At 36.6% G+C, this 12,680-nt stretch carries 11 protein-coding genes and 1 other annotated feature; of the genes, 2 read left to right on the forward strand and 9 right to left on the reverse strand.

Annotation, left to right across the window (positions count from 1 at the left end; translation table 11 throughout):
* Positions 1–2: 2 nt before the first annotated feature.
* The 3 genes from opp3C to QE429_RS19675 form a co-directional block, all read right to left on the reverse strand.
* Complete coding sequence (gene opp3C, locus QE429_RS19665) at positions 3–1,031, reverse strand: oligopeptide ABC transporter permease (protein WP_307289446.1); 1,029 nt, start codon at positions 1,029–1,031, stop codon at positions 3–5.
* Positions 1,028–1,960: an oligopeptide ABC transporter permease gene (gene opp3b, locus QE429_RS19670; protein ID WP_307289448.1), complete on the reverse strand. Its 933-nt coding sequence runs from the start codon at positions 1,958–1,960 to the stop codon at positions 1,028–1,030. The genes opp3C and opp3b overlap by 4 nt, the downstream gene beginning before the upstream one ends.
* A gap of 112 nt (positions 1,961–2,072) precedes the next feature.
* Positions 2,073–3,767, reverse strand: coding sequence for a peptide ABC transporter substrate-binding protein (locus tag QE429_RS19675; RefSeq protein WP_307289450.1), 1,695 nt, complete (start codon positions 3,765–3,767; stop codon positions 2,073–2,075).
* 222 nt (positions 3,768–3,989) lie between these two features.
* On the opposite strand from QE429_RS19675, the gene QE429_RS19680 reads away from it, so the two are divergent.
* Both QE429_RS19680 and trpS read left to right on the forward strand, forming a co-directional pair.
* Positions 3,990–4,346 (forward strand): DUF3899 domain-containing protein, encoded by a 357-nt coding sequence (locus QE429_RS19680; protein WP_307289451.1) that lies wholly within the window; start codon positions 3,990–3,992, stop codon positions 4,344–4,346.
* Positions 4,347–4,399: 53 nt separating this feature from the next.
* Positions 4,400–4,653 (forward strand) — a binding site (T-box leader).
* Positions 4,654–4,704: 51 nt separating this feature from the next.
* Positions 4,705–5,697, forward strand: a complete 993-nt coding sequence (gene trpS / locus QE429_RS19685; protein ID WP_307289454.1) for a tryptophan--tRNA ligase — start codon at positions 4,705–4,707, stop codon at positions 5,695–5,697.
* 54 nt (positions 5,698–5,751) lie between these two features.
* On the opposite strand, the gene QE429_RS19690 is transcribed toward trpS, so the two are convergent.
* From QE429_RS19690 to QE429_RS19715, 6 genes are all read right to left on the reverse strand, one after another.
* A complete protein-coding gene (locus QE429_RS19690) occupies positions 5,752–6,498 on the reverse strand; it encodes a YjbA family protein (RefSeq protein WP_307289456.1) in 747 nt (248 codons plus the stop codon).
* A 212-nt stretch (positions 6,499–6,710) separates the two neighbouring features.
* Entirely contained in the window at positions 6,711–7,622 is a 912-nt protein-coding gene (gene opp4C, locus QE429_RS19695; RefSeq protein ID WP_307289458.1) for an oligopeptide ABC transporter permease, read from the reverse strand.
* Between the two features lie 12 nt (positions 7,623–7,634).
* Positions 7,635–8,600 (reverse strand): oligopeptide ABC transporter permease, encoded by a 966-nt coding sequence (gene opp4B, locus QE429_RS19700; protein WP_307289460.1) that lies wholly within the window; start codon positions 8,598–8,600, stop codon positions 7,635–7,637.
* A 180-nt stretch (positions 8,601–8,780) separates the two neighbouring features.
* Positions 8,781–10,493 carry an oligopeptide ABC transporter substrate-binding protein gene (opp4A, locus tag QE429_RS19705; RefSeq protein WP_307289462.1) on the reverse strand — a complete coding sequence of 571 codons (1,713 nt, stop codon included), beginning with the start codon at positions 10,491–10,493 and terminating at the stop codon, positions 8,781–8,783.
* Positions 10,494–10,553: 60 nt separating this feature from the next.
* Positions 10,554–11,558, reverse strand: a complete 1,005-nt coding sequence (locus QE429_RS19710; protein ID WP_307289463.1) for an ABC transporter ATP-binding protein — start codon at positions 11,556–11,558, stop codon at positions 10,554–10,556.
* Complete coding sequence (locus tag QE429_RS19715; RefSeq protein ID WP_307289464.1) at positions 11,555–12,580, reverse strand: ABC transporter ATP-binding protein; 1,026 nt, start codon at positions 12,578–12,580, stop codon at positions 11,555–11,557. Before QE429_RS19715 ends, QE429_RS19710 begins: the two co-directional genes overlap by 4 nt.
* Between the last annotated feature and the right edge of the window lie 100 nt (positions 12,581–12,680).

A 12,680-nucleotide genomic window follows, 5' to 3' on the forward strand; every position in this document is an offset into this window, starting at 1 on the left:
TTTTAATCACGCATTTTTGGATCAAGAGCATCACGTAATCCATCAGCTACTAAGTTAAAACATACCATAATTAATGCAATCATAATGGAAGGTATAATCATTTGATATGGGAATGCAATCATTGATTTATATCCTTCGTTTACCAAGGTTCCTAAAGATGCATTTGGTTCTTGAAGACCTAATCCAATGAAGCTTAAGAACGCTTCAAAGAATATTGCATTTGGAATAGAGAACATGGTGTTAATGATAATGACACCAAACATATTTGGAATCATGTGTTTGAAAATAATTGAGCTATCAGTAGCTCCTAGTGTTTTTGCAGCCAAAACAAATTCCTGACCCTTAAACTTTAATACCTGTGCACGAACTACACGGGCCATACTAGTCCAGCCAGTAATTGTTAAGGCAATGATAATTGGAATAATACCAGGCTTAAGAACAAGAATCATTAATACAACGACAATCAAGTTAGGGATACCAACGATAACCTCAATAACCCGTTGCATGAATCCATCTATTTTTCCACCTAAGTATCCTGAAACCGCCCCATACGTAACACCAATCAACATATCAATTAAGGCAGCCATAAAAGCAATGAAAAGGGAAACTTGTGTACCTTTCCATACACGTGCAAATAGGTCACGGCCTAAATTGTCTGTACCAAACCAATAGTAAGCATCAACTTTACGGACTTCATATGCGTTATATTCTGTACCGTCTCTTCGTGTTAAAGTTCCATCAAAAGGAAGCCAGTGAACATTTTCTAAACCTTGAATCCTTGGTGGTAGGTTATTATGTTTAGTTGTTTGTGTGTCAAAAGAATAAGGTGTAATAAGAGGGCCAACAAAAGCCAGTAAAAGTAAAATAACCAGAACAACTAAACTTACAACTGCACCTTTATTTTTACGAACACGCAACCAAGCATCCTGCCAGAAACTCAAACTTGGCTTGGCAATTTTTTCACTTTTTGATGGGTCTACATGAGCAGGTGTAAACAGATCTTTCGAGATAATCACTTCTTTATTGCTCATTTAGTTTTCCCCCCCGAAATACGAATACGTGGGTCGATAATTCCGTAAAGAATATCAACAACTAGAATAATTACTACGAATAGTACTGCAAATAAAATATTTGTACCCATAATTACCGGATAATCGTTTACGCTGATAGATTTTACAAACTGTTCACCTAAGCCAGGAATACCAAATATTCTCTCAATAACAAGTGATCCAGTCATTAATCCAACAGCCAATGGTCCTAACACAGTAACAACCGGGATTAAGGCATTTCTAAGAGCATGCTTGACACTAATTTGCCAGTAGCTCGCACCTTTTGCCTTAGCAAGTGTAATATAATCCGATCCCAGTACTTCAATCATTTCTGTACGCATAAAACGCGCAGCAATTGAAATAGGGAACATGGCTAATGCAATGGTTGGCAGGATGGTATATTCCGGCCCTCTCCAAAACATTACTGGAAGCCACCCTAGTTTAACTGCAATGTAATACTGAAGTAAACCAGCAAAAATAAATGATGGAACCGACTTACCTACTACTGCAATAAAAGTTGAACCGTAATCTACCCAGGTATTTTGCTTCAGTGCAGAAAGAACACCTAGCAGAATTCCAAAGAATGCACCAAATAGCATAGCTTCTAAGCCCAATGTGGCTGATGGTCCAATACGATTAGCGAGAAGTTCTGTTACAGGGGTATTATCGAATTGAAAGGAAATTCCCAGATCACCTTTTACCATAGCACCTAAATAACTTAAATACTGAACAGGCACGGGGTCATTTAACCCATATTTTTCTAGCAAAAGGGCTTGCTGGAATTGTGAGAGTTTTTCAAAGTTATTAAATGGGCTTCCTGGAATAAGTTTCATGAGGAAAAAAGTAACTGATACTACAATGAAAAGTGTAATTAACATATAAATCACACGTTGCAAGAGATATTTTGCCATGCCTACACCTCCTAATTGATGAAATCTTCAACATTTTTCGACAATTCTCATACAGGTAAAAAGAGAGTATATTGATGAAATATACTCTCTTCCTATTTGATTAGTATAGTTACTATTTTGTGATTTTAATCCACTGGTAACTATAGTCAGCACCAAATGCATGGTGAGCGAAGCCTTTAACTTTAGGGTTGATCAATAAGTTTACAGAACGTTGGTAAAGAGGTGCAATTGCTGCATCATCTTCTAATAAGATTTTTTCAGCATCTTGTAATGCTTTCCAGCGCTCTTGTGGCTTATCAACTAAATCTTCACTAGCAGCTTTGATTAACTTATCAAATTCTGGATTTGAGTAATCCATGTGTTGTTGCTCTCCGCCAGTGATCCAAAGATCCATATAAGTCATTGGGTCAGCATAGTCTGGTCCCCAACCACCCATTAAGATATCATATTCGAATTTATTTTCACGAGCGATACGGATTTTGAACGGTACGCTTTCAATAGTAAGCTTTAATCCAGGAAGATTTTTCTCTAACTGGTCTTTAATGAATGCATCAGTAGTTTTTGCTGTTTCAGTGTCTTGACCAACATAAGTAAACTTCACTTCTTTAACACCTAGTTCAGCTAAACCTTTATCCCAATATTTCTTAGCTTCTTCTTTGTTTGTCTTAGACCATTGACCAGCAGTGTCACGGAAATCTTTTCCATCTAAGAAAGCAAAACCTTTTGGTACTAAGAAATCAGCTTCGATTGAACCGTTTGCTAAAACATCATCAACTAATGCTTTTTTGTCTACAGACAATGCAATAGCTTTACGGATGTTTTTATTTTTCAATGCAGGGTTCTTTTCGTTCATTTTTAACCACCAGATTGATGGCTCTTGGTAACGTAATAATTCATCAGATCCTTCGTATTGTGAAAGGATTGCAGCTTGTGCAAGCTTTGGTGTAATGTCAGTTTCACCAGCAGTAAATGCGTTAGCAGATGCTTGTGGATCTTTTGACACGTTGAAGTTAATTTTTGTTAAAGTAACGTCTTTAGCATTTGTATAAGTTTCGTTCTTTTCTAATACCCACTCAGTAGCAGTTGGGCCATCCCACTTAGTCATTTTGAAAGGACCGTTATAAAGTAGGTGAGCAGCATCCTTTGCATAGTCAGCGCCTTGTGCTTCAACAAACTTTTGGTTTTGTGGATAGAACAATTGGAAAGTGATATAAGACTCGATGTAAGGTAATGCTCTCACTAGAGTAATTTCTAAAGTATAATCGTCTAAAGCTTTAATACCTAGGTCTTCAAGCTTCGCTTTACCTTCAGAAATTTCAGTTGCGTTTTTGATCTTGCCCATCATGAAGTATGGACCATAAGGTGAAGCAGTATCTGGATTGATTGCACGTTGCCATGAATATACAAAGTCATGTGCAGTTACAGGGTCACCATTTGACCATTTTGCATCTTTTCTTAATTTGATTGTTAAAACTGTTTTATCGTCGTTGTATGTTGGCATACCATCAGCTACTCCAGGAATAACCTTTTGGTCTGCATCTAAACGATATAAACCTTCGTTAGTAGCGTTTAACATTGTAAAGCCCATTACGTCTTCGGCCATTACGCTGTCCATTGTTGGGATTTCAGCAGATTCTAAAACGTTAAGAACTTGCTCATCCGCTAATTGCTCTTCTTTACCAGCATTTTTATTGCCTTCAGTTTTACCTTTGCCTGTTTCCTTACTACCGCCGCCTGAACAAGCTGCTAGGAACATGCTAAGTACTAGTGATAAAACTAGAAGTAGTGAAAGTTTTGATTTCTTCACTATGTAGACCTCCCTTTTCTATTATTCTGAAAAATTACTACATTCTCTATTATACATATTTTGAATTAATTGTACATTATTTTTTATAATTTAATTTACAAGTTAGAAACAATTTTTACGTAAGCATTACAAATTGCTATGATATAATTTAAACTTATACTGATTTTTATGTATAATAAACGGTAGTTTCTCTTATTAAATCAATGATTTGGAGGTTATCTTATGAAACATAGTTTAAAGAAGAAATTTCTAATACTTGCCTTAACACAATTGTTAATTGTAATTATTTCCTTCATTTCCAATAAAGAAATCTCCTTACTCAGCTATATCAATATATCTTTTTATATTTCCGCTATTCTCCTTTTAACATCGTTACTGCTATATACGATCCATTCTGGTTTCTACGATGTCATCGGCAAGTCCTTTAATCTTGCTTTTACTAGAGGAGAAAATAAGAGGAGATTCGATGATATCCCAGCATTATCTGAATTGATTACATTCGATCAGAAACCCCTCCTTTTTTACGGAATCATAAATGGACTGTTCATGCTTTGTGCTCTTTGCCTTTATTATTTGTAGACTTGAAACCAGTTATGTTCTTCATTTATAATAAAGCATAATCCAATAAATGAATTAGAGCGTTGATAAAGAGTAGTAGGTATTTTCATTCGATTGTAGAGAGTTTGTGGTTGGTGAGAACAAACACGAAGGAGTACTGAATGGACTTTTGAGCTTCTATCTGAACCTTTTATTTAAGAAAATAGGAGTAGTAGGAATAGACGTGTTCCTTACGTTATTAGGACTCTAAAACGGCTTATAACTGTTTAGAACTGAGTGACTCGAAATGAGTAATTTAGGGTGGTACCGCGAACCATTCGTCCCTATAAATAATAGGGATGAATGGTTTTTTTTATATAATTTTTAGGAGGAAATTTTCATGAAAACAATTTTTTCAGGTATTCAACCAAGTGGTACGATTACACTAGGGAACTATATAGGAGCAATGATGCAGTTTGTTGAATTGCAACATGAATATAATTGCTATTTTTGCATCGTTGACCAGCATGCGATTACTGTTCCCCAAGATCCATTAGCTCTTCGCAAAAATATTAGAAGCTTAGCAGCACTTTATATTGCTGTAGGGATTGACCCAAACAAGGCATCGTTATTTATTCAATCAGAGGTTCCAGCACACGCTCAGGCCGGGTGGATGATGCAATGTGTCTCATATATTGGAGAGCTAGAAAGAATGACCCAATTTAAGGACAAATCAACAGGAAAAGAAGCTGTTTCTGCAAGCTTATTGACCTACCCACCACTCATGGCTGCAGATATTTTATTGTATAACACGGACCTTGTTCCTGTTGGTGAGGACCAAAAACAACATATGGAATTAACACGTGACTTAGCAGAAAGGTTTAACAAGAAGTATAACAACATCCTTACTGTGCCGGAGATTAGTATACCTAAGGTTGGTGCAAGAATCATGTCACTTCAAGAACCAACCAAAAAGATGAGTAAATCAGACCCAAATCCAAAGTCCTTTATTACACCTTTGGATGAGCCGAATCAGATCATTAAAAAAATTAAAAGTGCAGTTACTGATTCAGAAGGAATTGTTAAATACGACAAAGAAAACAAACCAGGAATTTCCAATCTCCTTTCCATTTACTCGATATTGACTAAGAAGCCTATTTCTGAAATTGAAGAAATGTATGTAGGAAAAGGTTATGGAGATTTTAAAGGCGACTTAGCCGAAGTGGTTGTTAATGTCTTTAAACCAATTCAAGAAAAATACTACAATTTAATGGAATCAAGCGAGCTTGATGATATTTTAGATCGCGGTGCTGAAAAAGCAAACTTGGTAGCAAGCAGGACCCTTAAAAAGATGGAAAATGCAATGGGTCTTGGTAGAAAAAAAAGAAGATAATGAGAAAAGCCTGATTCCAAAAGATATAAAGGATATACCTTTTGGATCAGGCTTTTAGTTTACTTTAGGGCCATGTTCCATTTCCCATAGCTTTTCAAAAAATGGCTGCCCTTTTATTAAATTCTCACAAAAATTTTCATGTTGTTTTGACCAGCCATACTTTGTTTCTTCAAAAAGTTGCTCCCATGCATCTTCAAAATTTAACTCTTGAATAGAAGCATACTTTTCAGGACACCATTCAGTGAACCAATACCGAACCTCTGCTTCATTATTAGATGATAGCAATTGGTCTAGAGCCATAAACAATAACTGTTTTAACTGTCTTTCTTTTCTCGTCAAACCTCTCATTAATTCTGGTTCTGGTGAAAGAATATGAAAATCCTTCCCTTTGGATTGCCCATAAAAATGATATTTTTTAGCTTCATGCTGACTGATCATCTCGTAAACAAGCTGTTCTTGTCTTGGGATTAACCTGCTTTTACGAATAGGGATGTTATACCCTATTGTATCAACGGCTAAAATCCCGGTCCCGTCTGTTACAACGAAACAATAATCCAGCTGAACTCTCTCATGATTTTTCCTTAAATACGCTTTTTGAAAAATATCATCTAGGAGCTGTTGTGGTAATTCGGAAAGATCATTCTCAATATAGTTAAATAGAATCGGCTCGATTTTTAAAAGTGGTACTTGGTCCAGTAATTCCACTCCATCATCCTTGCGCCATTCATGAAAGTGGCATACATTGTAGCCGTTTTCTTCCCCTTCAAACCAATTTACCCAAACATCATGAAGATACAACATTGTACAACCCCTCACTTCAAAACTGTTTGTCAATCAGTATGGGCAGACCTTAGTTAAATTATTCCTTTATATATATTTTGCACCAACTTGTATTGATGAAACACTTATGCTCGTCCTATTAATTTATTTTATCTATATGAAAGAAATGCAAAATTTATGATAAAAATCCTTTAATAACGTAAAAAAATCTACCATGTGGTAATGGTAGATTTTTATCTTCTGGATTTAGGGTTAAAGGCGTCTTTTAGACCTTCACCTATAAAGTTTATTGATAAAATTGTTGCTGTAATGATTAATGCAGGTGGCACCCAGATCCATAATTTAAATTGGAGAACGTCTGGTTCATTTGCTGAGTTCAACATGTTACCCCAACTTGGAATTTCCTGAGGTACCCCAAAACCTAAGAAGCTTAACCCTGTCTCAGCAACGATCATAGTAGCAAATGTAATGGTTGCTTGGACGATAATGGTCGATAAAATGTTAGGTAATAGATGTTTTACAATAACCTTTGCTGGCGAACAGCCTATAGAAATGGCAGCTGTAATATATTCATTCTCTTTTTCAGCGAGAATCTTACTGCGAACAATCCTCGCAATACCTCCCCAGCTTAAAATACTTATTGTTCCTATTAATACCCATAGACCACTTACTTTTCCAAATAGAATAGCATTTAACACAATTACAAATACCAAGAATGGAAAGTTTAAGATAAAGTCTGTAAATCTCATTAATATACTATCTACTGCCCCACCAAAATAGCCTGAAATGGATCCAATAATAGTCCCAAGTAAAATAACAAAAAGTGTACAACTAAGTCCCACAAGTAAAGAGATACGTCCGCCATATAGCAACCTAGTGAAAACATCCCGTCCTGCCTTGTCAGTTCCCAGCCAATGCTTACTAGATGGTTCTAATGACATCTGTCCAATATTAATCCTAGCAACATCAGCTGTTGTTATGTAAGGGGCTAGGAAAGATATTATTGCCACAATGACAAGGAAAATAAAGCTAACCATAGCCAATTTGTTCTTAACAAATTTTTTCCGAGCAATAGCCCATGGTGATAAACTCTTTTTCGGGGGTGCTGTATTTAAATTAGAATTTTTCTGCGTAACAATTTCCATCTTATCTCCCCCTTAATCTAACCTAATTCTCGGATCTACAACACCATATAATATGTCAGCTACAAGGTTGCCAACTAGTGTTAGGAACGAGAACAACATTGTCAATGTCATTAAAACCGGATAATCCCTAGTCCCAACCGACTGTAAAAACAGTTGTCCTAGACCTGGATAAGTAAAAATCGTTTCAGTGATTATTGCTCCACTGATAATGGCAACTAAATCAAAACCTAAAAATGTAATAAGTGGAATTATTGAGTTTCTTAAGATATGAACATTGTAAATCTTTCTTTCCTTTGTCCCCTTTGCACGTGCAGTTCGAACAAAGTCTTTCCGACTATTTTCGATAATGTCGTTACGTAAAAATTGTGTATAACTCGCAGTACTTAATAATCCTAGAACTACTGCAGGAAGGAATACGTGGTGGAGACGACTTAGCCAAAATTCCAAGGTCCCCTCTGTAACTCCAATATCTACTGACCCGTTTGATGGAAACCATCCAAGCGTAAAAGAAAAAAGAAAAATAGCAAATACACCTGCGATAAAAGATGGTATGGAAAGACCTAGATAATTTAACCCACCAATTAGATTATCTGCCAATGTATAGGGTTTTCTACCCGCGTAAGAGCCCATAAAAAAGGCAAGAAGGTAAGTAATTAATATTGAAGTAAAACCTAGAAGCAATGTATTAGGAATCCTTTCTCCAATAACTTCTGCTGCTTCTATTTTAAAACGGGTTGATTTTCCAAAGTCCCCTTGAACAAAGTTACCGATCCAACGTGCATACTGCTGTGGTAACGGGTCATTATAACCCAGTTTTTCCCGCATTTCTGCAATATACTGTGGGTTTGTATTCCTAGGATCAATTTCCCCACTTAAAGAATCCCCAGGCATCAATTTTGCCAATGAAAAAACAACGATTGAAATGAGGAATAACATCGGTATCATGCCTAGAATTCTACGAAATGCATATTTTAACATGTGCATTCTCCTTGTCTTTAAACTATGTTATATACGTGTTGTCTGAATTGTAGCTAAAGTGTTCAAATGGGAGAGGAAAATTTGAAGCAATTTGCTTCCCTCCTCGTCCCATTGAACGCCTTAGACTTTTTAAGTCTATTATTCCATTAACATAGTTTATTGCATGTTAATCAACTGTAATTATTGTTTAATCCACCATTCATTTGGACGATTGTTACCAGAAACGTCGAATTTAACACCCTGCACACGCTTGTTTACTGCCATTGTTTCTTCAAGCTCAGCAATCGGTAACACTGGAAGTTCTTTCATGAATAATTTTTGCCATTGTACATATAAATCTTTACGCTTGTCGTTATCTGTGCCAACTACACTAATATCTAATGCCTGGTCTAATAACTTATCACTATCAGCATTTACCCAACGAGCGTAGTTCCAAAGTGACTTAGAGCCCCAAAGTGGTGTTGGATCTGGGTCAGAACCAGTTGACCAGCCACCGAAGAATACTTCCATTGATTTGTCTGCTTTTTCAAGCATGTCATAGTAAAGGTTTGCATCTGTCATAGTTAACTTAGATTTTAAGCCAACTTCTTCCCAATATTGAGTCAATGCTTTTGCACGAGATTCAAATGTAGGATTTGATGTTTGATAGTGACTGAAGTTCACAACAAATTTCTTACCGTTAGGATCTTCACGGAATCCGTCGCCATCCACATCTTTATAGCCAGCTTCGTCTAACAATTTTTTCGCTTTTTCAGGATCATACTTGTATTGCTCTAAGTCTTTATTGTCAGCAGCGATCCAGTGATTTGTTGGAATTGGACGGTTAACCGGTTTACCAACACCGAAGAAGAACGCTTTAACCCATTCTTCACGATTGATTGCATAGTACATTGCTTCACGAAGTTTCTTCTCTTGGTATTTAGGCTCATTCATAACATTTTTCTCGCCATCCCAAGTACCTAATCTGAAACCAACATAATAGTAACTCACACCTGGATATGTGATTGTATTTACATTGTCTAACGCTTTTACTTGATCAATGATGCTTGGGTGGAACGATGTCATATCAAGTGTACCGTTCTTAAGTTCACCAACAGAAAGTGATGGATCAATTACTTTTACAACAACTTTTTCAATGTGTGGTTTACCACCAAAGTAGTCATCAAAACGTTCCATTTCAACTGATTCACCAGGAACAATCTTCGTTACCTTGAAAGGTCCTAAGCCTACTGGCTTTGTACGTACTTGCTCAGAGCTCATCATATCTTTTACTGCAATACCTTTAAATGCAGTACGGTTCATTGGATACGTCCATAGGTTATCCAAGTTATTTACACGCGCTTTATCAAAAGTGATTTGGATATGGTAATCATCAATAACTTTAATACCTTCAATTTTATCTGTTTTTCCATCATGGAAATCTTGTGCACCTACAATATTTCGAACGTTATCAAAACGTGGACCTTCATAGTCTTTGTCAGCAACAGTGTATAATGCGAATTCCCAGTCTTTTACTGATAATTCGTCACCATTGTGCCATTTAACACCTTTTTTAATTTCAAAATCAAATACTTTATTGTCTTCTGTTTTCCAAGAAGCAATATGCGGTTGTGCCTTTAAATGCTCATCATAATCAATTAAGTTTTCGTCAAAGAAATCAATTACATATTGGTCTGTTGCTGTTCCGTAGAATGAATAGTTAAACTTTCCTTCTGGCGCAGAATCAAGTGCGTATACTAACGTACCGCCATCCTGTGGTTTTTCTGCTGTTTCACCTGACTTACCTTCATTATCGTTTTTCTTTGTTCCTGCTTTGTCACTGCTACATGCTGCCAAGAAAGCTGATAGGACAAGCATTAGTGCAGCAAGCATAAGCATACTTTTCTTCTTCATAATTTTCCCCCCTAAAGATTTGTTAAGTAAATAATCAATTACTGTTTAGCTTCCGCTTTCCTAGTAAAGGTGGCAAGCTACTCGATGAGAAGGCTTCACCTCCTTTAATGCTGGTTTTGTCTTAGAACATTCCTCCATAGCCATTGGGCAACGCGGATGGAATGGACATCCTGTTGGTGGATTGATTGGACTAGGTACATCCCCTTTTAATATAATTCTTTCCTTCTTCACCCTTGGGTCAGGAGATGGTATAGCCGATATTAACGCCTGTGTATATGGATGTAAAGGTTCAGCGTAAAGGCTGTCCTTATCTGCAATCTCTACCATATTTCCTAAATACATGACACCGATCCTATCACTCATATGCTTAACAACACTTAGGTCATGAGCAATAAAAAGAAAGGTTAGTTCAAATTCGTTTTGTAGATCTTTTAATAGATTTAATACTTGGGATTGAACCGAAACATCAAGAGCAGAGACCGGTTCATCGGCAATAATTAGTTTCGGCCTTAATGCAAGAGCACGGGCTATTCCAATTCTTTGGCGCTGACCACCTGAAAACTCATGAGCGTATTTATAATAGGCATCCTGAGGCAATCCTACTTTTGTTAATAACTCCATTACTTCTTGTTTTAATTCATTCTTACTCTTTCTAGAAAAGTTATAAATCGGCTCGGCAATAATATCACCGACCATTTGCATTGGATTTAGAGATGCATATGGATCCTGAAACACCATTTGCATATCTTTCCTAATTTCTCGAAGAGACTTCCCTGATATGTTCGTAATATCCTTCCCGTCAAAGAGAATTCTTCCTTCTGTCGGTTTTAATAATCGCAAAATGGTTCTTCCCGCAGTGGACTTACCACAGCCGGATTCACCAACTAGTCCAAGAGTTTCTCCTCTTTTTATTTCAAAAGAGATATTATCAACCGCTTTTACATTTCCAACAGTTCTTTTGAAAAAACCGCCTTTTACAGGATAATAGGTTTTTAGGTTAAGAATCTCTAATAGATTCTCAGTTTGAGAGTCTTCCTTGTTCTTATGTACAGTAACGGTACTCATTTACTCACCCCTTGTCTTGGTTTACTTGTTTCATAGAGTAAACAGGCGACTTCATGATTATCATCTGCTTCAGCTAGCTCTGGGGTTAAAGTAAAACATTCAGGCATTGCTTTTGGACATCGATTGGCAAATCGGCATCCCTCTTTTGGCATATTGGTAAGGGAAGGAACAATCCCTTTAATTGAGCTTAGCCTTTCTTCCGTTTCATCCATTTTTGGGATAGCCCCTAACAGCAAAGTTGTGTACGGGTGTTTTGGATTATGAAAGAGAGTATCGACATCTGTCCGCTCTACAATTTTTCCTGCATACATGACAATAACTTCATCACACATTTCTGCAACTACACCTAAATCATGTGTAATTAAAATTACCGACATGTCATTAACAGATTGAATATCTTTTAACAATTCCAAGATTTGTGCCTGTACTGTCACGTCAAGTGCAGTAGTTGGTTCATCAGCTATTAATAATTTAGGCTGACAAGCGATGGCGATGGCAATCATAACCCTTTGTCTCATCCCACCGGATAATTGATGGGGATATTCGTCCACAATTTTTTCCGGCCTTGAGATTCCAACACTTTTTAATAGCGCAATGGCCTTTTGCCTTGCCTCCTGTTTTGAGATCTTCATATGATTGAATAGAACTTCTTGTAGTTGATACCCAATTGTGAACACTGGATTTAATGATGTCATTGGCTCTTGGAAAATCATTGACACATCTTTTCCACGAATTTTATTTATTTGGGATTCATTCATTTTCTCTAGATTCACACCATCAAAAATGATTTCGCCTGATTTTACTTTTCCAATCCCTTTTGGAAGTAGCTGCATAATTGATAGACTCATTACAGATTTACCACAACCGGATTCACCAACCACTCCAACAATTTGTCGAGGCTTTACAGTGAAAGAAACATTGTCAACCGCATTATAATCAGTTCCTTCAATGTCAAAGGCTGTCTCTAAATTCTTTACTTCGAGCAATGGTGCCTCTTTGAGTAACGATTTTTTTATGCTCATAGTACACCTTCTTACTTTTAAAATTATTCTGTTAATTCTATATATTCTAATAAAATTCTATTACTGAATTGTTACAATTGCAAGACTTTTTTACCATATT

Origin of the sequence: Bacillus sp. SORGH_AS_0510, assembly GCF_030818775.1 — a bacterium.
In the GTDB taxonomy this organism is placed as follows: domain Bacteria; phylum Bacillota; class Bacilli; order Bacillales; family Cytobacillaceae; genus Neobacillus.

Coding starts and splice junctions, on each gene's coding strand:
- opp3C (WP_307289446.1), bottom strand. CDS start 1,031: ATGAGCAATAAAGAAGTGATTATCTCGAAAGATCTGTTTACACCTGCT.
- opp3b (WP_307289448.1), bottom strand. CDS start 1,960: ATGGCAAAATATCTCTTGCAACGTGTGATTTATATGTTAATTACACTT.
- QE429_RS19680 (WP_307289451.1), top strand. CDS start 3,990: ATGAAACATAGTTTAAAGAAGAAATTTCTAATACTTGCCTTAACACAA.
- trpS (WP_307289454.1), top strand. CDS start 4,705: ATGAAAACAATTTTTTCAGGTATTCAACCAAGTGGTACGATTACACTA.
- QE429_RS19690 (WP_307289456.1), bottom strand. CDS start 6,498: ATGTTGTATCTTCATGATGTTTGGGTAAATTGGTTTGAAGGGGAAGAA.
- opp4C (WP_307289458.1), bottom strand. CDS start 7,622: ATGGAAATTGTTACGCAGAAAAATTCTAATTTAAATACAGCACCCCCG.
- opp4B (WP_307289460.1), bottom strand. CDS start 8,600: ATGTTAAAATATGCATTTCGTAGAATTCTAGGCATGATACCGATGTTA.
- opp4A (WP_307289462.1), bottom strand. CDS start 10,493: ATGAAGAAGAAAAGTATGCTTATGCTTGCTGCACTAATGCTTGTCCTA.
- QE429_RS19710 (WP_307289463.1), bottom strand. CDS start 11,558: ATGAGTACCGTTACTGTACATAAGAACAAGGAAGACTCTCAAACTGAG.
- QE429_RS19715 (WP_307289464.1), bottom strand. CDS start 12,580: ATGAGCATAAAAAAATCGTTACTCAAAGAGGCACCATTGCTCGAAGTA.